Origin of the sequence: Mesorhizobium sp. M0408 (assembly GCF_040321495.1) — a bacterium.
Classification (GTDB): domain Bacteria; phylum Pseudomonadota; class Alphaproteobacteria; order Rhizobiales; family Rhizobiaceae; genus Mesorhizobium.
In genome coordinates this window covers 229,627-251,069 of the sequence record NZ_JAMYRO010000002.1, presented here as the reverse complement: position 1 = coordinate 251,069, position 21,443 = coordinate 229,627, and the positions used below count along the sequence as shown (strand labels likewise).

Sequence of the window (21,443 nt, the reverse complement as noted above, 5' to 3'; positions counted from 1 at the left end):
CCGCTGAATGCGTGGTCGGCCTTAGGTCGGCAAGGCGAATTCACCGGCGAGTTCGATGGCGCGGCCTTCGCGGGCCGATCTCTGGGCGGCGAGACCCATGACGACGGCCCACCAGCCGTCTTGCAAGGTCACTTCAACCTTGCTCTGTCCGCGCACCGCAGCGGTGAAGCGGGCGTGCTCGAAATAGGTCGAACCGTTATGGTCGCCTGCCTCGAGCAGCCGGGGGTCGACGGGAATCTCCAGCAGTCGTGGTCCAGGCGGATTGCGCGGACTAACGATCAACTGGGGCACTGGCGCAGGGCCAAGGTGGGTCGGCCAGAAACGGCCTGGTCCGGGCACCAGACATTCGATCTTTCCGTCGCCGCCGATAGCGCAGAGTTCCTCCTGGTAGCGGCTGCCCTCGGCAAACATGCACAGTTCCAGCATGGCGCGCGCGCCGCTCGCGAAATCAACCAGCACATAGCCATGGTCAAGGATATCCGGCCTCTCACCGCCATAGCGTTCGTCGAGATGGTTTACGGCCTGTCCAGCGCTCGCCATCACGCGGACGGGGTCCGATCCGAGGATCAGCCGCATCAGGTCGAAGAAGTGGCAGCACTTCTCGACGAACGTGCCGCCGGTGTTGCGGTTGAAGCGGTTCCAGTCGCCGACCTTGGCCAGAAACGGGAAGCGATGCTCGCGGATCGTCAGCATGCGGATGCCGCCGGTGGCGTGGCGCGCCTGCTCGACGAATACGGCGACGGGGGGCATATAGCGATATTCCATGGCCACCCAGACGAGCGGAAGCCGAGCTTTCAACGCCGCGATCCGCCCCTCGTCGGCGCCCTCGGTGAAGAGCGGCTTTTCCACCAGTACCGGCAGTGGTCGAAGTGCGGCGATCTGCTCCATCTGACCGAGGTGCTGGTGGTTGGGGCTGGCAATCAAGACGCAGTCCACCTCATCCATGGCCAGCAGTTCGGCGATCGATGCCGCCGATCGCGCGCCCGACGCCGTCGCCAGCGACGCCGCCAACATGCCGGGGTCCGGCTCGACGATCGCGGCCACATGCGCGTCGGGCAACAGAGTGATGTTGCGGATATGCTCGCGGCCCATCATGCCGCAGCCGATGATGCCGTAGCCGATCGATGATCTGGTCACGCTGCGTCTTCCTCCGGCCTATCTGAAACGCGTGACGTACCGCGCCGCGCCCGGATCGAACCAGCTGCGGGAATATTCCGCGCTGGCGCCGTCGCCAGCCCAGGCGATACGTTCTATGAACCCCACGACCGTCCCCGGCGGTGGCCTGAATTCGAGCGGGGCCCAGTCCGGGGCGGGTGCGACGGCAACATGGTCTTCGGCGCGAACGATCGAAAAGCCGAGCGCGAGCCGGTAGTGGAGATAGAGGGATTCCGACAAATCCTGGCGCTTGAGCCGCTCGGCGCGGCTGACGTCCAGCCAGATCTCCTCGACCGCGGCCGGCTCGCCGTCGAGCCGCCGCAGCCGGCGTATACGGTGGGCTTCGCCGGCGCTGCCGAATTGGGGCAGGTCGGCGGGCTTGGGCAGTCGCTCGACGGACAGCACGTCGGCGCTCGGCAGGCCGCCACCGCCGATGCGCTCCAGGCGAAAAAAGGCATAGACCCCGAGCAAGTCGCCGCGCGCCCGCACATAGTTGCCCGAGCCCTGGATGCGGTCGAGAAGGCCCTTTTCGGTCAAATCTGCCAGCGCCCGCCTGAGCGTGCCGACGGCAATCCCGAGGCTCGCGGCCATCTCGCGCTCGGGCGGCAGCCGCGCCCCGTCGGCCAGCCGTCCGGCCGCGATTTCGCGGATCAGCATTTCGCTGGTCTGCAAGTGCACAGGCAAGGGCCCACGCATCTGGCTGGATCGGTGGCCGGGGTCCGCCCTTGTCAAATGCATCCGGTGTCCAATCACATCCCGGTTTCGGGTTTGGCTCAAATTGATACAGTATTGATCTACACCAAAACGAATGCTACGCAAGCCCTATTCGCAGCTCCGGACCTCTTTGAAGAATGGCCCGGGCTTCTTTTTTGAAGAGTGGCAATGAGCATCGTCCCAATCACCTCGCCGGATCTCGATGCAGCCGAAGTCTCGTGGTTCGCCGCACTCTGCTCGGACGACCATCGCTATCTCGGTGTGCCGAACGGCGCGTTGCGCTCGAGCTGGGCGCATTGCTCCGAGATCGTGAAGACGTCCGAGGAACTAGGTTTCCGCAACATCTTGTGTCCGTCGTCCTATCAGGTCGGCCAGGACACGCTGAGCTTCGTAGCCGGCTGCGCGCCGATCACCTCGAAGATCAATCTGCTCGCCGCTGTGCGCTGCGGCGAGATGCAGCCGATCATGCTGGCGCGCACGATTGCGACGCTGGATCACATGCTGGAAGGCCGGCTGACGGTGAACATCATTTCGTCGGACTTTCCGGGCGAGACAGCCGACAGCGCCTACCGTTATCAGCGTTCGCGCGAGGTTGTGCAGATCCTGCGCCAGGCCTGGACCAGGGACAGCATCGATTTTGAGGGCGAGGTCTATCGCTATAAAGGACTCTCGACGGCGCCAGCGAAGCCCTATCAGCAAAATGGCGGCCCGCTGCTCTATTTCGGCGGTTATTCGCCCGACGCGCTCGAGCTTTGCGCCGAACAGTGCGATGTCTACCTGATGTGGCCGGAAACCAGGGAGGAACTTGCCGGCCGCATGAAGGCCGTCCACGAACGCGCCGAGCGCCATGGGCGGACGCTCGACTACGGCCTGCGCGTCCACATGATCGTGCGCGATACCGAGGCCGAGGCAAAGGAATATGCCCGGGAGCTGGTTTCGAAGCTGGACGACGAGCAGGGCAGGGCGATCCGCGAGCGCGCGCTCGACGCCCGATCGCTCGGCGTATCGCACCAAGCCAGGAACCGCCAGATCGCCGATGCCGAAGGCTATGTCGAGCCGCATCTGTGGACGGGCGTCGGGCGGGCGCGCTCTGGTTGCGGCGCGGCGCTCGTGGGCTCGGCCGATCAGGTTCTGTCGGAAATCGAAGCGTATATGAAGTTGGGGATCCGCGCCTTCATCTTTTCCGGCTACCCGCATCTCGACGAGGCGCGTCATTTCGGCACCAAGGTGCTGCCCCAGCTCAAGACATGCTCGCTCCCGCACGCCTATGGCCGTGTGCCGGAACGGACCCCGGCGACACCATTGGGAACGGGGGAGCGCCGCTGATGGAGCATGTCGTGTGCGATCCACGCCTTTTGCGCAATGCCTTCGGGCGCTTCGCCACCGGCGTCACGGTCGTCACCACCGGCACGGCCGACGGCCCGGTCGCAATCACTGCCAACAGCTTCTCATCCGTGTCGCTCGATCCGCCGCTGGTGCTCTGGTCTATCGGCCGCCACTCGCGCCGGTTCGAAGCCTTCGCCAATTCCGCGCACTACGCCATTCACGTGCTGGCGGAAGATCAAATCGATCTGTGCTGGCGTTTTTCGAAGTCGGGGACGGACTTTGCCGATCTTGACCTGTCGTGGAGCGAGCACGGCGTGCCATTGCTGCCGCGCGCACTGGCGCGGTTCGAATGCAGCGTCGCCGACCGCTTCCCGGCTGGCGACCATATGATCCTGCTTGGACGTGTCCTTGAACTGCAGACGCAAGAGGGTTTGCCGCTGCTTTTCGCTGGCGGCAAGTCGCGCGCTCAAGAGGCCAGTTGATGACCGCCGGCGCCGCTTCGGGCTGGTGCCGTCGACTGGCGCACCACGAGATTGCAGGCAAGTTCGACGCGACGCGGCGGCGACCCCGAATGGGCCATATCGTCGAGCAGCAGGCTAAGCGCCGCCGATCCAATCTCGCGCATGGGAATGTGCATCGCCGTCAGCGGCGGGTTGCAGAAGGCAGCGAGCGGCAAGTCGTCCATACCGACCACGGACACATCGCCAGGCACCGAATATCCGGCCTCCTGGACGCCGGCGATGGCACCAAACGCCAAGCTGTCGCCGGCCGTCAGCACGGCGGTGAAATCGAGGCCACGGGCCGCGATGCGCTCGGTCACGGCCCTGCTCGCAAGTCCCGGCAGCCAGTCCTGCACCTCAACCACGAAGTCGTCGAAGCCGGCAATTCCGGCTGTGATCAGCGCGTCGCGCCAACCTTCGTAGCGCCGCTCGATCGTGCGCCGGCCACGCCGCATCAGGAACAGGATGCGGCGGTGGCCGAGGCCGATCAGATGCTGCGCCGCAAGCATGGCGGCAGAGCGATTGCAGGGCGTCACGCTCGAATGGCGCATCGAGGGATCGTCGCCGTTGACGAGCACGATCGGCTTGGCGAATCCGGCTGTCAGCGTCAGCACATCGTCATCGTCCAGCGTCAGAAACAGGCAGCCGGCGACGCTGTCGTCGCGCTCGGATTCACGCAGCAGCGCTATTTCGTCCTCGGGCGCCGAAACCGGCCGGGTCACGAGTTCGACGCCCAGCAACCGGGCGCGCTCGTTGAGTCCATCAAGGACATGGTAGGTGAACTGATTGCGGGCACTGTCCACCATTGCCACGCTGCTTGCGGCCAGGATGACCTTGCGGCCGGCAACCGAGGCGGGAATGGCATAGTTCATCGACTTCGCCGTTTCGATGATCCTGGTGCGAAGCTCGTCCCTCACGCCGCCGACGCCGCTCAGCGCACGGGAGGCGGTGCTGACCGACACGCCGCAACGCGCCGCTATCTCTTCAAGTCGAATGCGGCGGCTGGGGCGGCCGCGCTTGCCCTGGATATTCATCCGCTCCGTCACCTCCGGCAAAGTCATCCGATTAATGCAAAAAATTTTCAGATTGCGCAAGAAAAATGGCTGTGAAACAGTTCCGATGAAGCGGGAGAAACGGGAGGAGTGATGCCGCTATCGGCCGAACGCCTGAATTCCGTGCTTGCCAGCCTTGTGGCCGGCATGACCGGCTTGCGTCATGACGGGCGGTTCCATGAGCCGAATCTCGACGGCACGCCGGGCGACTATGTCAGCTTCGACAGCTGGGAATGGCCGCAAGGCGTCGGGCTCTACGGGCTGATTCGGCTGTGGGCGCAGACCGGCGACGATCGGCTGCTGCAGACGATCGAGGCCTGGTACGACCGACGCATCGCTGCCGGTCTCCCTGCGATGAACGTCAACACCACCGCGCCCCTTTTGGCGCTAAGCGAATTGTGGCGGCGCCGGCGCCAGCCGCGCTTCGAGCCGGTGCTGCGCGAATGGGCCGAGCGGGTGGCCACCGCCTTGCCACGGACGCCCGAAGGCGGTTTCCAGCATGATGTTTCGGACCGGGTCAACGACGACGAATTGTGGGACGACACGCTGTTCATGGTGGCGCTGTTCCTCGCATCCTACGGCCAGGCTGCCGGCCAGCGTCGCTTCGTCGAGGAAGCAGAAAGGCAATTCCTGGTCCACGCCCGTTATCTCGCTGACCCGGCATCAGGGCTGTGGTTTCACGGCTGGACGTTCGCGGGACGGCACAATTTCGCCCGCGCGCGTTGGGCGAGAGGCAATGCCTGGATTACCGTCGGCATCCTGGAACTGGTGGAGTTCGCCGAAATTGCACCTTCGGTCCGGGCCTATCTGCTCGGCGTGCTGGACACGCAGATCAACGCCCTGCTCGAGGTGCAGGCAGGTTCGGGCGCATGGCACACTCTGCTCGACGACCCGACATCTTACGAGGAGATTTCCGCCACGGCCGGCTTCGGCTACGGGTTGATGAAGGCCGCGCGGCTCGGAATCGGCTCGACAGAGTGCCGTGCCGCCGGCCTCCGCGCCTTGGAAGCCGTGGTAGCCAACATCGATGACAAAGGTGTGGTGGCGAACGTGTCCTATGGCACACGCATGGGCGCCGACCTGCAGTTCTATCGCGATATACCCATCCATCCGACGGGCTACGGGCAGGCGCTGGCCATTCTGTGCCTGACCGAAGGGGCGCGTCATCTGCAGTCGAAGGTGGAGGCGGCATGATGCGGACGCTCTATGGCGCGTCGCCGGGCGATATTGCCGGCATGGACACGGACCGGCTGAGGGCCGAGTTCCTCGTCGACGGCTTGTTCCGGCCTGGCGCGATCGAATTCGTCTACACCCATGTCGACCGCATGATCGTCGGTGGCGCGGTGCCGCTGGCCAACCCGCTGGCATTCGGCGACGGGGCCGAAGTCGGCACCCCGCTCTTCTTTGACGCGCGCGAGATGGGCATCGCCAATCTCGGCGGCAATGGCACGGTCGCGGTGGACGGCCGGCGCTTTCACGTGGCTAACCGCGACATCGTCTATGTCGGACGCGGAGCGCGTGAGGTGACGCTGGAGAGCGACGATCCGGAGAGGCCGGCACGCTTCTACATGAACTCGGTGCCGGCTGGCGCCGATATTGCGCACCGTCTCATCGTCAGCAGCGAAGCCAGGCCGCTTGTGCTCGGCGAGGAGGCCCGTGCGAACAGGCGCACGCTGCGTATGTACATCCATCCCGAAGTGGCCCCGTCCTGCCTCTTGCTGATGGGGATCACCGACCTCGCGCCGGGCAGTGTGTGGAACACCATGCCGCCGCATCTGCATGAGCGGCGCATGGAAGCTTATTGCTATTTCGACCTCGCCGAGGCCGACCGTGTAATCCATCTGATGGGCCGGCCAGACAAGACGCGCCACCTGATGGTCGCTGACGGCGACGTCGTCCTGTCGCCTGCCTGGTCTATCCATATGGGTGCCGGCACCGGCCCTTATGCCTTCGTCTGGGGCATGACCGGCGAGAACCAGGCCTACACCGATGTCGATCCAGTTGCCGTGAAGGATTTGCGATGAGCGAGGCCGCGCAAAGCGTTCGGACGGACTTTACGCTGCGCCGGCCGCTCATGGCGGGGCAGCCAATCGTCTATTGGCGGCTCGGGTCTATCGCCGAGCAACGCTACGACGTGGCCGACCAGCCCATGCAAGGCGAGATGGATCCCTTCTTCTTCCTGACCAAGCACAAGAATTTCATTCCCCATGAATATCCGTGCCGCACGCAGTTCGCAGCGGAACGACGCGGCAAGCGACCACAGGTCAGCGCCGAATTCGGCGCCGAGCGCATCTGGCTGCCCTTCGCCTCGCCGCGCATCGACCTATCGGGCTTCTGGTTCCGGCCGACGGTGCTTGGAACCTGGGCCGAGACCACCATCGAGGCGGCCTCGACTGGCGAGGCGCTGGTGCGGCTGCGCACATGCGGCGGCGCCACACTCTTTGCCAATGGCGAGGAAGCCGGCTGGATGGCGCCCTACGGCCGCAACCTGGAAAGTGCAGAGCATTTCAAGATCGCGCTGAAGGCTGGCCGCAACGACGTCCGGATATGGTTCGACGATCTCGCAGAGCGCGACGCCCGCTACTATTTCCAGCTCGATTATCTATCCGGTCCGGCTGCTTCGGTGGCACTGCCGATCGAAGTCGAGAGCGGCGTTGCCGATGCGATGGAAGCAGCCCTTGACGACATGCATTTCGACCGTCCCGCCTATGACGGCGGCGAGGTGGCGCTCGTCACCGGCGTGGCCCTGCCGCGCGACGCGCAAGTCGAGATCGAGATCGAAGGCGATTTCATGTCGATCGAGACGCCGGTGCGCTTCGCCTTCGATCTGCCGGCGGGCCAGACGCGGCTGCCGATCGCCGATACCGAGCAGCTGCCGGCCGACTTTCGCCATTTCAAGGTGGCGCTGACGGTCGCAGACCATTCCGTATCGCGTGTCTTCGGCGTCGAGATATGCCACGCGCGCCGTCAGGGCGATGCGCCGGAAACGCTTACCGCGCGTATAGATGAAGCCCTGCGCGAGGTCGCCGGTCACGCCGAGGCCGACACCGTGCGCGCGCTGGCGCGCCTGGCGATCGGGCGGCAGGGCGCCGAGACCGACGCCATGATCTCTGGCACGCTGCCGGCGATCGAGGATTGTCACGATTGCGCCGACTTCATCCTGGTGCCGCTGCTGTGGTGCCGCAAGGCCTATGGCGATCGGCTGGAAGCGAGCCTGCGCGCGCGCGTCGACAACGCCATCCTCGGCTATCGCTACTGGATGGACGAGCCCGGCAATGATGTGCAGTGGTACTTCTCCGAGAACCACGCGCTGCTCTTCCACACCGCCGCCTATATTGCCGGGGGCCTGTTGCCTGATGTGCGGTTCGTGCGGTCGGGCCGCCTTGGCCGCGAACAGTCCGCGGTTGGAGCCGCGCGTGTACGCGCCTGGCTCGACCATTTCGAGGCATGGGAGATGGCCGAGTTCAACTCGGCGCCTTATTTCCCGATCGACCTCAAGGGCCTGTGCGCGCTTTACGCGCTGGCCCCGGACAAGGACATCGCCGAACGTGCCGGCAAGGCAATCATACGCCTGCTTGAAATCGTCGCCCGCTCGGCGCATCGCGGCATCCTCACCGGGGCGCAGGGCCGCTCCTATGAGCACACGCTGCGCGCCGCGCGTTCCCTGGAATTATCCGGCATCTGCCGCATGCTTTGGGGCAAGGGCAACTACGGCATGCGCTTTCACGCGCTGCCGCAGCTGGCATTGTGCCTGCGGGATCACGATTTGAGCGTTCCGGACGGGTTGGCAGCAATTGCTTCCCTCACCGACGATACGGCGTGGGAATGGACTTTTGCGCAGGGACAAGACCGCTTCGCGCGGCTCTACCACTACAAGACGCGCGACCATGCGATGGGCAGCGCCGCTGGCTACCGCTGGAACCAATGGGGTTATCAGGAGACCGTCATTCACGCCCGGCTGGGCAAGAATCCGGATGCGCAGATCTGGATCAACCACCCCGGCGAAGTGCTGCAGTCGGGATATGGCAGACCATCATATTGGGGTGGCTCAGGCACTTTGCCCCGGCTTCACCAATACCGCGACCTCGCCGTCGTCAGCTTCTTCTGCTCGGATGAACAACCCGACTTCACGCACGCCTGGTTTCCCGCACGTGCCTTCGATGCCGTGCAAGTGGGTGGCGATCGGGCGTTCGCGCAATCGGGCGACGCCTTCGTCATGCTGAAGACGGATGTTCCGCTCACGCAGGTAGTGGCCGGCCCGACGGCCGGCAACGAGTTGCGGGCGGCGGGACGCAGGACGACATGGATCATTCGCCTCGGTGACCAGAATGCCAATCGGCCGGCCCTCGACGCCTGGACTGCCGTTTTTGGGGACCTGTCGGTGCGGTCGGGTCCCGGCGGCGAGTTGATCGTCGAGGATCCGGAATACGGCACGGTGCATTTCCTCGCCGACGCAAGGATCGTGGCTGAGGGACGTACACTCGATCCGGCCAACTGGACCGTGCGCGGTGAGGCGATGCGCATGAAGCACAGAGAGTAGGGAGGAGATCGGCTGCGACGCTCAAGAGGAGGAGGGCGTAGCAGGCTTGAACCATCGGGGCGCCGCCCCGCTAAAGGAGGAGACGAAGCATGAATAAGACCCGCACTTTGCTGGCCGCGCTATCGGTCAGCCTGCTCGCATCGACCAGCGCGTTTGCCGGCGACGTGCGCATCATGTGGTATTCGGACGGTGTCGAGGGCGATGTCATCCAGGACATTCTGAACCGCTTCATGAAGGACAATCCCGACATCCACGTCACGCTCGACAACGTCGCCTACAAGGTGATCCAGGAGCAGTTGCCCATCCAGCTCGAAGCCGGCCAGGGTCCGGACATCGCCCGCGTCACAAACATCAAGGAGCTTGCCCAGCACTGGCTCGATCTCAGGCCACTGGTGGCCGATCCGAAATATTGGGAGGACAATTTCGCTGACACGCTGGACTGGATGCGCCCCGACGGCTCCAACGCCATCCCGGGTTTCATGACCCAGCTCACGCTCACCGGCGGCTTCGCCAACAAGACGCTGTTCGAACAGGCCGGCGTGCCGCTGCCCGGTGACAAGGCGACCTGGGACGACTGGGTCAAAGCCGCCGCCGAGGTGGCGAAGAGCCAGCAGCTTCCGGCTGCCTTCGCCATCGACCGTTCCGGTCACCGCATTTCGGGTCCGAATGTCTCCTTCGGAGCGAACTATATCGGCCCCGATGGCATGCCGGCGAAAGTGGACGACGGCACCAAGGCTTTCGTCGGCAAGCTCGTCGACTGGACCGCCAAGGGCCTGATGCTGAAGGATACCTGGGTTTCGGCGGCAGGCTCGACCTATCGCGCGGCCGCCGACGACTTCATCAACGCCCAGATCCCGTTTTATTATTCGGGTAGCTGGCAGGTCGCCAATCTATCGACCAAGATCGGCGATAGTTTCGACTGGGTGGCGACCGGCTCGCCTTGCGCTATCGCAGGCTGTTCGGGCGTGAAGGGCGGCGCGGCGCTGGTCGCCATCAAATACACGAAGAATCCCAAGGACGTCGCCAAGGTCATGGATTATCTGGCCCGTGGAGACGTGGTAAAAGAGTTCAGCGAGCGCACGCTGTTTCTGCCCGCGCACAAGGGCGTCGTAGACAAGGGCGGGCTGAAATGGGTCTCGGCCGACAAGAACGTCGGTCCGGCGCTCGACAAGTTCGTCAAGGCGGCGGGTGAAACCCTGCCGGCGGCCGATGCGCTGCCGCCGTGGAAGTGGGCCAACGCTTACTTCGCCGCGCTGGTGACGCGCGTCAGCCAGGTGATGGCCGGCGAGCTCAGCCTCGACGATGCCTGGGGCAGGATCGACCAGGATATCGCCGACAAGGTTGCCGAGGCGAAGTGACCGCCGCCGCGACACTGAAGGCAGGGATTGGCGCCGCCCTCGCGGCGCCGGTCGTGTGGCTGGCGTCGATCGTCAACGTGCCGCTGAAGTTCTGGCAGCGAGCGACGGGCACCGGCGGCATGGCCGCGTTCTTCCTCGCCCCAAACATGGCGATCTTCGGCATTTTCGTCCTGGTGCCGATGATCATCAACTTTTTCTATTCGGCCACGTCGGGAACGGCCTACTTCCTGCAGGACCGAACCTATGTGGGGCTCGAGCAATATCAGCGCCTGCTCGATTGCGGCAACTACCTGGACACTGCCACTTGCCACGAGGATCTCTTCTGGAAGGCCGTGCACAATACCGGCCTGTTCGTCGTCGTGCAGGTGGCGCTGATGACGGTCGTGTCGATGGCGACAGCGTTGATCCTCAACCGCGAGATCGTCGGGCGCAGCTTCTGGCGCGCGGTGTTCTTCTTTCCGGTGCTGTTGTCGCCCGTCGTCACCGGCCTGATCTGGCGTTGGATCCTGCAGCGCCAGGGCCTGCTCAACCTGATCGTCCATGATCTGGGCGGCGAGCCGCACAACTGGCTGACAGACCGTTTCTGGGCTTTCACCGCCGCGGTCAGCGTTTCGGTTTGGGCACATATGGGCTTCTATACGCTGATCTTGCTTGCCGGATTGCAGGCGATCCCGCGCGACCTTTACGAAGCGGCCGAGATGGACGGCACGAAGCCGGCGCGGGTGTTCTGGCGCATCACGCTGCCGCTGCTGATGCCGAATCTGCTTGTCGTTATCGTACTGGCGCTGATCCGCGCTGTGCAGATCTTCGACGAAGTCTATGTGCTGACGGGTGGAGGGCCGGGAACCTCGACCCTCTATATCACGCAGTACATCTATGAGATCGGCTTCGCCTCCCTGCTGCGCAACCCGGGGCTGGCTTCGGCGGCTTCGATCCTGATGGGGTTGGTGCTGGTCGTGCTCACCTTGGTTCAGCTGCAGGTCGGACGCCGGGGTGAGCGGAAAGGAGCCCGCGAATGAGCGGCGTGATGACATTCCTGACCCGCCGGCGCGGCGGTCGCGGCTGGCACTGGACGGATATCGTGAGCTGGCTGTGGCTGCTCGGCGGCGTTGTCATCATGTTCGGCCCGGCCGTCTGGCTGGTGGGTTCGTCATTCAAGACGCCGGCACAGCTCGCCGAGTTCCCGCCGACCATAATGCCTTATGTCAGCCAACACGCGAGGGTCGAAGGCTACGACAAGCCGCTGACCCTCTACAGGGTGAAGTTGCCGGATGGTTCGACCAAGGTGCTGGCCGAGGTGCGGCGCATCGGCATCGTGGCGCAAATGGTGGATCCGCAGGCGCCGAACGATATCGTGAAGGTCAACATCGCCGACCGGCAGCCGGTGCGCGAAATCGGCTTCGCGACGGAGAATTACACCGAGCCCTTCGTCCATTTCGACTTCCTGCGCTATCTGCGCAATTCGGTTTTTGTGACGGCAATGGCAACGCTGATCACGCTGCTCACCAATTCGATGGCCGCCTTCGCCTTGTCGAAATACAAGTTCCGCGGTCGCGATCTGACGATGCTTGTGATCGTCGGTACGCTGATGGTGCCGCTGTCGGTCATCCTGGTGCCGCTCTATTCGGTGGTGGGCGCCGTCGGACTGCTCGATTCGCTGTGGGGCGTGATTTTGCCGACCGTGGCGACGCCAACCGGCGTCTTCCTGCTGCGCCAATATATGCTGACCATCCCCGACGAGCTGCTCGATGCGGCGCGCATGGACAACGCTTCCGAATGGCAGATCTACTGGCGCATCGTATTGCCGCTTGCAGCACCGGCGCTCGCCGTGCTGGCGATCTTCTCGGTCGTCTGGCGCTGGAACGACTTTCTGTGGCCGCTGGTGGTGCTGTCGCGCAAGGAACTCTACACACTCCAGGTCGGCCTCAACACCTATGCCGGCCAGCTAAACGTGCAGTGGCACTACATCCTGGCGATGACCGTGGTGACGATGATCCCCGTCGTCCTCGTCTTCGTCTTCCTGCAGCGTTACATCACTTCCGGCATTGCCGGCACCGGGCTGAAGTGAGGATGTCATGGGACGGATAACGCTGACCAACATCGATCGCGCTTACGGCAAGATGAAGATCTTGCACGGCATCAACCTCGACGTCGGTGACGGCGAGATGCTGGTCCTCGTCGGCCCGTCGGGTTGCGGCAAGTCCACGCTGCTGCGGTTGATTGCCGGGCTCGATCGGCCGACCGACGGCAAGGTCGAGATCGACGGGGTCGACGTCACTAACGTTTCGGCCGCGCAACGCGGTCTGGCGATGGTGTTCCAGTCTTACGCGCTCTACCCGCACATGAGCGTGCGCCAGAACCTCGCCTTCGGGCTTGAAAACATTCGTATGCCGAAGGCCGAGATCGACGCGCGGATCACGGAAGCGACGCGCATGCTGGAAATTGCTCCCTATCTAGACCGCCGGCCCGGTCAATTGTCGGGCGGCCAGAAGCAGCGCGTGGCGATCGGCCGTGCGGTGGTGCGCAATCCGACCGCCTTTCTGCTCGATGAACCGCTGTCCAACCTCGATGCCGAACTGCGCATCACCATGCGCGCTGAACTGGCGGGCCTGCACCGGCGGCTGGCAACCACGATGGTCTACGTCACCCATGACCAGATCGAGGCGATGACGCTGGCGGACCGCATCGTGGTCATGCGCTCGGGGCGGATCGAACAGGTCGGCCGGCCGCTCGATCTCTACAACGCGCCGGCCAACCTGTTCGTCGCCGGCTTCATCGGCGCGCCGCGGATGAACCTGCTGCCGGTGAAGGTGCGTTCGGCAAGCGGCGCCGAGGTGCGTGTCGAAGGTCCAGGCGGGCTGTCGGCCTCGATCGCCGCCGACGGGGTCGCGCTGAAACCGGGAGACGACGCGACGCTTGGCATCCGGCCACACGACATCCAACTTTCGAATGGCGGCAAGGGATCGGTGGAAGCGCGGGTAACGCTGGCCGAGGCGTTGGGACCGGAAACAGTTGTCCACGCCACCATTGCCGGCGACAGCAAACTTATCGCCGTTCTCAAGCAGCAGGGCGTTGAATCGCAAGGGCCGCCGATCAACCTCGCTCTGCCGCCGGAGCGCATGCATCTCTTCGATGCCGCCGGGCTGCGTGTCGCACCGCGTTAGCCGGCGGCAAGATAGTGGGTTGCTTTTCATGAACCCTCGCAACTGCGCACAGCGAATGCGTGTTGCGCTTGTCAAAATAGGTGAACGTTAAGACAACCGAACTCTTCAAGAGGGCGCTCTCTGCGATCATTGCTGCCACAGGATGATCCGGAAACACTTCAAAGTGGATTTTCTCGTGGGCGGTCTTCGGCACTACGGAGATCCGCGCCGGCACGTTCGCGCGCCTGAATCCGGCTGACTGATAATACGACCTGTGCTGAGGTTCAGTACGAACTACCGATCAGGTTCTGTTGTCCGGCTTCGTCATCCAAAGGACCGGGATGCGCCTGATCACGCTTGCGCCATTTGGCATTCTGCTCTTCGCAGGCGCGATGTGGCTGCTGTCTGCTTCGACGAGCGGTAGCGTCTTACCTGTCCGGCTCGTATTCCCAGTGATATGTGTTGATGCATCGATCCGCGTCGCTCCTCGCGCGAGGCCATCGTAAGGGCCCCCGTAGCGGCGATATCTCCGCGCAATGCATGGATTTCCATGAGATGCAGCCGAGGCATGGCGGAACTAGATTTAGGCGGTGAGTTCGCCTGTCCAGATATTGAAAACAAGTGCTATATCAAGCGCTGACCGTCCCCAGGCTTTTTTGTCCGACAGGAGAAGCCAATGACAGCAGCGTCCAACTCACTTGGCGAAATCGACCCCGAAGCAACGCTTGCGCTGCAAATCATCGAGAGCATGCCCGGCCACGCGTGGGCAGCCGATGCCGCCGGAAGATTCACCTATGTCAGCCCAAACACCCTGGCGTTCCTCGGCAACACGCATGAGGGTCTCAACACTTCCGAAGACGACGATGAGTTCGGCTGGCGTCGAGCCGTCCATCCCGACGATTATGATCCTGTAGCCGCCAGATGGCGGCATTGCCTCGAAACCGGCGATCCCTATGATACCGAGCATCGCCTGCGGCGCGCCGATGGCGTCTATCGCTGGTTTCGAAGCTCAGGACGACCTTTTCGCGATAGCCAGGGGCGCATCATTCAATGGTACGGCACGACAATAGACATTGAGGACCAGAAGCGGGCCGAGTCAGCATTGCGCGACCGGGAGCGGGAACTCTCGCAACTCGTGGACATGGTCCCGAGTCACATCTGGCGGCTCGATCCCGACGGCGAGCCGATCTTCTTCAATGGGCGCATGGTCGACTTTCTCGGCCTCGACGTAGCGGATCTGGACCGACCGGGCATGAGCCGGCTGGCGGTGATGATACAGGCCGCCGTTCATCCGGACGACGCGGCAGCATTCGGCGATGCACTCCGTGGTTGCTTCGCTACCGGTGCGAGCTTCGCGATGCGCTATCGCCTGCGCCGTGCCGATGGCGTCTATCGCTGGATGTCGAGCCGGGCGGAGCCGATGCGCGATGACGCCGGCCGCATCGTCCAGTGGTACGGCCTCTGTCACGACATAGACGATCAGATGCACGCCGAAGCGGCGTTGCGGCAGAGCGAGCAGCAACTTCAGCACATGATCGACGCGGTGCCGGTCCGCATCTGGAGTGTGATGCCGACCGGCGGGCCGGTCTACTTCAACAAGCGATACCAGGACCATTTCCGCTCCGTTATCGCGAACTTTGATGTGCTCGGCGAGCCGGGCATCGAAACGTTGCTGCACGAGGTGATTCATCCCGAAGATGCGCCCGAGGTGCAGCGCACGTTGTTGACCTGTTTCGAAACTGGCGGCGGCTCCGCGATGCGGTTTCGCTGGCGCGAAAAAGACGGCACCTATCGCTGGGCAGAGTGCAGGGTCGAGCCGCGGCGCGATGACGACGGAACGGTCGTGCAGTGGTACGGGGTTTCTCTCGACATCGACGATGAGGTGCGCGCGCAGGCCGCGTTGCGCAAAAGTGAGCGGCGCCTTCAGCAGCTGATCGACACCGTGCCCGCTTTGATCTGGAGTACGACACGGGAAGGGACGCCTTCCTACGTCAACAAACGGTTCACCGATGTAACCGGGGCCACGCTCCACGACATCACCGCCCCGGACGGGTCGCCGTCGCTGAGCGTGATCCACCCAGACGATATCGACACCGCACGGCAGGCGATCCGCCATTCATTCGCAACGGGCGTGCCTTACGTTCAGAGATATCGCCAGAGGCGGGCCGACAGCGGCTATCGCTGGACCGAGACTCGCGCCGAGCCGCTGCGCGACGAAGATGGCAGCATTCTCCAATGGTACGGCGTGAGCGTCGACATCCATGACCTGGTGACCACGCAAGCCGCGTTGCACGACCGGGAACGAGAGCTCTCGCAGCTCGTCAACATGGTTCCGAGCTACCTCTGGCGGCTGTCTCCCAACGGTGAGCCGACCTTCTTCAACAAGCGCCTGATAGATTTTCTCGGCCTGGACATAGCGGACGCGGAAAAGCCGGACACGAGCCTGCTGGCGGCCTTCATTGCCACCGTCGTCCATCCCGACGATGCAGCCAGCCTGAAGGAAGCACTCGACAGCTGCTTTGCCACCGGCGAGCGCTTCTTCATGAAGTATCGCCTGCGCCGTGCCGATGGCGTTTATCGTTGGATGGAGGGCCGCGCGGAGCCGCTGCGGGACCAGGGTGGACGCATCGTCCAATGGTACGGCCTTACGCACGACATCGACGATCAGCTGCGCGTCGAAGAGGCGCTGCGCGAGAGAGAACGCGCTCTCTGGCAGCTCGTTGAAACGCTGCCGGCAATGATCGATTGCGCCGCGCCGGATGGCGAACCGATATATCGCAGCCAGCAGCTCCGCGAATTCCTCGGATACAATCTTGAGGAATTGGACGAAGCGGGAAAGTCCCGGCTGGCTGGCACACTCGACGCCGGTGTTCATCCCGACGACCTGACAGGTGTCAAAGAGAGATATGCCCATTGCCTGTCCACAGGCGAGCCGTATGCGCGACGGCACCGTCTGCGGCGCTTCGATGGTGAATATCGCTGGGTCGAGACGCGCGCCGCGCCGATGCGCAACGCTGAAGGCGCCATAGTGCAGTGGAACGTTATCTGCCTCGACATCGAAAATGAGGTGCGGACACAAGAGGAGCTTCGGCTGGCACAAGAGAGACTTGCGCGTGCGAGCCAGGCGGCGAGCCTTGCCGAACTCTCCGCATCCATCGCTCATGAGGTGAACCAGCCGCTGGCCGCCATCGTAGCCAACTCCAACGCATGCCACCGTTGGCTGTCCGCCGAGCCCCCGAACGTCGAGCGCGCGAAGATCACGGCCGAGCGTATCATCCGCGATGCCAACTCGGCGGCGGATGTCGTCAGCCGCATCCGTGCCTTGTTCAGACCTTCGCTTGAAATGAGAACCAGCACACCGATCCCCAGCGTCGTTGCCGAAGCACGTGACCTTATGGCCGAGGAAGCCATGCGGCGTCGCGTTCGCATGGACATCGACGTCGAAAGCAACCTTCCGCTGGTTGCGTTCGATCGCGTCCAGATTCAGCAGGTCCTGGTCAACCTCATTCGCAACGGCATGGAGGCGATGGACAACACGGCGGGCGACAAGGTTCTCGGAATGCGCGTGCGCCGGATAGAGGACACGATCCAGACCGAGGTCCGCGACCGAGGCCCGGGTATCGAACGTCCCGACAAGATATTCGAGCCGTTCTTTACAACGAAAGGGAACGGAATGGGCATGGGGCTCGCGATCTCCCGTTCGATCATCGAGTCTCACGGCGGACGCCTTTGGGCGGAGAATAGCGTGCCGCGTGGGGCGACATTCATCTTCACCCTCCCGGTTGAAGCGAAAGCTGCGCAATAACTGGCGGCGCTCAGTAAGCGCTTGGTTTTTTCGGCTCTCGGTGAAGGGGCGCCGCCGCCCCGTGCAATGCATGGATTTCCATGAGGTGCGGTTGGGGCGTGGCGGGATTAGGGTGGCTACGTGAGTCCGTCAGCCCAGTCCAGCTATCAAGAGCAAGTGCTACACGAAGCGCCGACAATCTCCAGAGTTTGTTTGTCCGTCAGGGGCACCCGATGACGATAGCGCCCAACTCACTTGGCGAGACCGATTCCAGCGCAACGCGCGCGTTAACGCATGACTTGGACCGATCCGGACCGGGAAGTGGCCGATCTTTCGCGACGAATGAACCGGGCCTGATTCGCGGCAACATGATCAGTGATCTTGAAAGAGGCAGGTTGTCGCGCGTCTGGTCGCACCGTCCCCAATTCTTACATCTGGGGCTTTTTATTACGGCCTATGTCCTGGGCTGCGGCTTCGCCCAGTCGCTCGCAATCATACCTGGAACAGGGATTTCCATTTGGCCTCCGAGCGGGCTTTTCATCGCTACGCTTGTCTTCGCCTCCAGGTATAGCTGGCCGTGGTGGGTGCTGGGGGCCTGTGTGGCAGAACTGTTCAGCAACTTCTTGTGGTTCCACACTCCGCTGCCCGCGGCCTTCCTGATCTTTGCCGGCAACGCTCTTGAAGCGGTGGCCGGCGCATGGCTTGTGAACCAGACCTGCAAGCGCCCAGTTCGGCTGGAAACGTTGCGGGACGTTCTCGCATTCGTCGCACTGGCCGCTGGAGTTGCGCCAGTTGCAAGCGCGACGGTGGGAAGTGCGGCGCTTTCGTGGTTTGGCATACAATCGCAAACCTTTGCGACGGCTTGGCCGCTGTGGTGGATCGGAGACGCGACGGGAGTCCTGATCGTAGCGCCACTGGCGCTGGTCGTGTTCCAGAACTGGCGCGGCAAGGCGCAGCTCTCGGCGGCGCGGTGGATGGAAGCTTGCGTCCTGGGGCTGATCTTTCTTGGTACCGCCGCCCTTTCCTTGAGCGGCTATCTGCCCTTCGCCTACATCATCATGCCGCCTCTTCTTTGGGCCGCGGTGCGCTTTGAGTTCCGAGGCGCCGCCGTAGCATTGACCGTTCTCGCTCTGATCACGGCGGTATTCACGATATCCGGCGCCAGCCAATTTGCCGGCGATCCCGAGTCCCAGAAGCACAACCAGATCATGCTGCAGCTTTTTCTGGCCATCTCTGCATTTTCGGCGCTCGTCATGGCCGCCATTTCCAGGCAGCATCAGGCGGCGGTGCTCACTTTGCGCCAAAGTGTGGAGACCTTGCGGGAGCGGGAGCGAGAACTCTCGTTGCTGGTCGAAATGATCCCCGCTCACATCGCCCGTATGGCGCCCAACGGCGAACCAACCTTCTTCAGCAAACGCACGACAGACTATATCGGCCTCAACGACATCGCGGACTGGGACAAGCCGGGCACGAGCCGCCTGGCGACCGTGGTCGCGGCAGCCGTCCATCCCGACGATGGACCCAGGATGAGAGAATGGCTCAGCCGCTCGCTCGCCACCGGCGAACCCTATCCCATAAGGTATCGCCTGCGTCGCGCGGACGGCGTGTACCGCTGGAGGGAGGGCCGCGCCGAGCCGCTGCGGAACCAGAGTGGGGCGATCGTGCAATGGTACACGGCCAGCATTGACATCGACGATGAGGTGCGCGCGCAGGAGGCATTACGCGACCGGGAGCGGGAGCTCTCGCAGCTTGTCGACATGGTTCCGAGCCATGTTTGGCGCCTGACGCCGGACGGCGAGCCGACCTTTTTCAACAAGCGAATGGTCGACTTTCTCGGCCTTGACGTAACGGATTTGGACAAACAGGGCATCAGCCGGCTGGCGGCGATGATAGCGGCCATCGTCCATCCGGACGACGCAGCAGCATTCGGCGATACGCTCAGTCACTGCCTCGCCACCGGTGAGCGCTTCTCCATGAGGTATCGCTTGCGCCGCGCCGATGGCATCTATCACTGGATGTCGAGCCGGGCGGAGCCGATGCACGATCACGCTGGGCTGATCGCGCAGTGGTACGGTCTCTGTCACGACATAGACGATCAGATGCAAGCCGAAGAGGCCCTGCGGCGGAGCGAATTGCAGCTTCAGCAGATGATCGACGCTGTGCCGGTCCGCATTTGGAGCGCGGTGCCGACCGGCGGGCCGGTCTACTTCAACAAGCGATACCAGGACCATTTCCGCGCCGTCATCGCCAATTTCGAAACACTCGGAGAGCCGCGCATCGAGGAATTGCTGCAAGAACTGGTTCATCCCGAAGATGCTCCCGAGGTGCTGCGCACGTTGCTGAGCTGTTTCGAAACAGGCGGCGGTTCCGCGATGCGGTTTCGCTGGCGCGAAACAGATGGCTATCGCTGGGCGGAGTGCAGGGTGGAGCCGCGGCGTGATGAAGACGGGGCGGTTGTGCAATGGTACGGGGTTTCCCTCGACATCGACGAAGAGGTGCGCGCCCAGGAAGCGCTGCGACAAGCCTCCGACAAACTCGCGCAAGCCACTCAGGCTGCAAGTCTCGCCGAGCTTTCCGCTTCGATCGCGCACGAGGTGAATCAGCCGCTGGCCGCGATCGTCGCCAATTCCCATGCATGCCACCGTTGGCTGTCCGCCGCCCCTCCGAACGTCGAACGCGCGAAGATTACGGCCGAGCGCATAATCCGGGACGCTAATTCGGCGGCGGACGTCGTCGGCCGCATCCGCGCGCTGTTCAAGCAATCCACCGAGACGAGGACCAATGCGACGCTCAGCAGTGTCATCGCAGAGGCACGCGACCTCGTGGCCGAGGAAGCGATGCGTCGGGGCGTTCGCACCAGCGTTGATGTCGGAAGCGACATTCCGCTAGTCGCGTTCGATCGCGTCCAAATCCAGCAGGTTCTGGTCAATCTCATCCGCAACGGCATGGAGGCGATGGACTCTGGTGCGGATGACGGAGTTATCAGCATCCGCGTGCGCCATATCGGGGATGTTGTCCAGACGGAAGTCAGAGATCGCGGCCGGGGCGTCGCGTTTCCCGACCGGATATTCGAACCGTTCTTTACCACGAAAGAGCAAGGGATGGGCATGGGACTGGCGATCTGCCGTTCGATCATCGAGTCGCACAGCGGGCGTTTATGGGTCGAGAAGAACGAACCACGTGGAGCGACGTTTATCTTCACGTTGCCGATTGAAGCGAAAGCGGCGTCATGACGACGGACGGCCAAATTGTCTTCATCGTAGATGACGATGAACGCATCCGGGAGGCGCTCAGTGAGCTGCTGGCTACACACGGCATGTGTGCCCTAGCGTTCGGATCGGCGGGCGATTATATCCGCGCTGACAAGCCGGACGTCCCTGCCTGCCTCATCCTCGATATCGAGTTGCCGGATATTAACGGCCTCGATCTGCAGCGGCAGATTGCCGAGGGCGATCATCCGCCGATCGTTTTCCTGACGGGACATGGCGATATCCCGTCCTCGGTGCGTGCGATCAAGCACGGCGCCGTGGATTTCCTGACTAAGCCCTTCAGCGATGCAGACCTCATGGCCGCAATCCATGCGGCGATTGCCCAGGATCGGGTACAGCGATCGGAGCGCGCCGAGCTGGGCGTGTTGAAGCAACGTTATCTCGAGCTGACGCCGCGCGAACGTGAGGTGCTGCCGCTGGTGGTCAGTGGTCTGCTCAACAAGCAGGCGGCCGCTGAACTGGGGATCAGCGAAGTTACGCTGGAAATTCATAGAAGGAACGTCATGCAGAAGATGGTCGCGGCGTCGCTCGCCGACCTCGTTCGCATCGCCGAGCGATTGGGAATACCGATCACGCACTCGCGCCGGGCAGGGGGGAACTGA

General features: G+C 63.3%; 15 protein-coding genes. 12 read left to right on the top strand and 3 right to left on the bottom strand.

Annotation, left to right across the window (positions count from 1 at the left end):
- Window positions 1–21: 21 nt before the first annotated feature.
- Complete coding sequence (locus NKI67_RS03360) at window positions 22–1,095, bottom strand: Gfo/Idh/MocA family protein (RefSeq protein ID WP_502909319.1); 1,074 nt, start codon at window positions 1,093–1,095, stop codon at window positions 22–24.
- Window positions 1,096–1,155: 60 nt separating this feature from the next.
- On the bottom strand, window positions 1,156–1,812 hold the full coding sequence (locus tag NKI67_RS03355; RefSeq protein WP_352644461.1) for a GntR family transcriptional regulator: 657 nt from the start codon (window positions 1,810–1,812) through the stop codon (window positions 1,156–1,158).
- A gap of 225 nt (window positions 1,813–2,037) precedes the next feature.
- Between NKI67_RS03355 and NKI67_RS03350 the strand changes: the two genes are divergently transcribed.
- On the top strand, window positions 2,038–3,195 hold the full coding sequence (locus NKI67_RS03350; protein WP_023674184.1) for an LLM class flavin-dependent oxidoreductase: 1,158 nt from the start codon (window positions 2,038–2,040) through the stop codon (window positions 3,193–3,195).
- Window positions 3,195–3,677 carry a flavin reductase family protein gene (locus tag NKI67_RS03345; RefSeq protein ID WP_023674185.1) on the top strand — a complete coding sequence of 161 codons (483 nt, stop codon included), beginning with the start codon at window positions 3,195–3,197 and terminating at the stop codon, window positions 3,675–3,677. The genes NKI67_RS03350 and NKI67_RS03345 overlap by 1 nt, the downstream gene beginning before the upstream one ends.
- Here NKI67_RS03345 and NKI67_RS03340 read toward each other — a convergent pair.
- Entirely contained in the window at window positions 3,662–4,729 is a 1,068-nt protein-coding gene (locus NKI67_RS03340) for a LacI family DNA-binding transcriptional regulator (RefSeq protein ID WP_031211070.1), read from the bottom strand. The genes NKI67_RS03345 and NKI67_RS03340 overlap by 16 nt on opposite strands.
- 111 nt (window positions 4,730–4,840) lie before the next feature.
- Here NKI67_RS03340 and bglB point away from each other — a divergent pair, with 111 nt between their 5' ends.
- From bglB to NKI67_RS03290, 10 genes are all read left to right on the top strand, one after another.
- Complete coding sequence (gene bglB, locus NKI67_RS03335; protein ID WP_352592475.1) at window positions 4,841–5,941, top strand: beta-galactosidase BglB; 1,101 nt, start codon at window positions 4,841–4,843, stop codon at window positions 5,939–5,941.
- Window positions 5,938–6,771: a 5-dehydro-4-deoxy-D-glucuronate isomerase gene (gene kduI, locus NKI67_RS03330; RefSeq protein WP_051406061.1), complete on the top strand. Its 834-nt coding sequence runs from the start codon at window positions 5,938–5,940 to the stop codon at window positions 6,769–6,771. Before bglB ends, kduI begins: the two co-directional genes overlap by 4 nt.
- Window positions 6,768–9,287: a hypothetical protein gene (locus NKI67_RS03325; protein WP_023674189.1), complete on the top strand. Its 2,520-nt coding sequence runs from the start codon at window positions 6,768–6,770 to the stop codon at window positions 9,285–9,287. The genes kduI and NKI67_RS03325 overlap by 4 nt, the downstream gene beginning before the upstream one ends.
- Before the next feature lie 89 nt (window positions 9,288–9,376).
- Complete coding sequence (locus NKI67_RS03320; protein ID WP_352644458.1) at window positions 9,377–10,645, top strand: ABC transporter substrate-binding protein; 1,269 nt, start codon at window positions 9,377–9,379, stop codon at window positions 10,643–10,645.
- Window positions 10,642–11,664: a carbohydrate ABC transporter permease gene (locus NKI67_RS03315; RefSeq protein WP_023674191.1), complete on the top strand. Its 1,023-nt coding sequence runs from the start codon at window positions 10,642–10,644 to the stop codon at window positions 11,662–11,664. The genes NKI67_RS03320 and NKI67_RS03315 overlap by 4 nt, the downstream gene beginning before the upstream one ends.
- Window positions 11,661–12,713, top strand: coding sequence for a carbohydrate ABC transporter permease (locus NKI67_RS03310; RefSeq protein WP_023674192.1), 1,053 nt, complete (start codon window positions 11,661–11,663; stop codon window positions 12,711–12,713). Before NKI67_RS03315 ends, NKI67_RS03310 begins: the two co-directional genes overlap by 4 nt.
- 7 nt (window positions 12,714–12,720) lie before the next feature.
- The gene (locus NKI67_RS03305) at window positions 12,721–13,809 is read left to right on the top strand and encodes an ABC transporter ATP-binding protein (protein WP_023674193.1); all 1,089 of its coding nucleotides are present in this window, start codon (window positions 12,721–12,723) and stop codon (window positions 13,807–13,809) included.
- A gap of 655 nt (window positions 13,810–14,464) precedes the next feature.
- Window positions 14,465–17,593: a PAS domain-containing protein gene (locus tag NKI67_RS03300; RefSeq protein WP_023674194.1), complete on the top strand. Its 3,129-nt coding sequence runs from the start codon at window positions 14,465–14,467 to the stop codon at window positions 17,591–17,593.
- Window positions 17,594–17,967: 374 nt separating this feature from the next.
- Complete coding sequence (locus NKI67_RS03295) at window positions 17,968–20,805, top strand: sensor histidine kinase (RefSeq protein WP_031211074.1); 2,838 nt, start codon at window positions 17,968–17,970, stop codon at window positions 20,803–20,805.
- The gene (locus NKI67_RS03290) at window positions 20,802–21,443 is read left to right on the top strand and encodes a response regulator transcription factor (RefSeq protein WP_023674196.1); all 642 of its coding nucleotides are present in this window, start codon (window positions 20,802–20,804) and stop codon (window positions 21,441–21,443) included. The genes NKI67_RS03295 and NKI67_RS03290 overlap by 4 nt, the downstream gene beginning before the upstream one ends.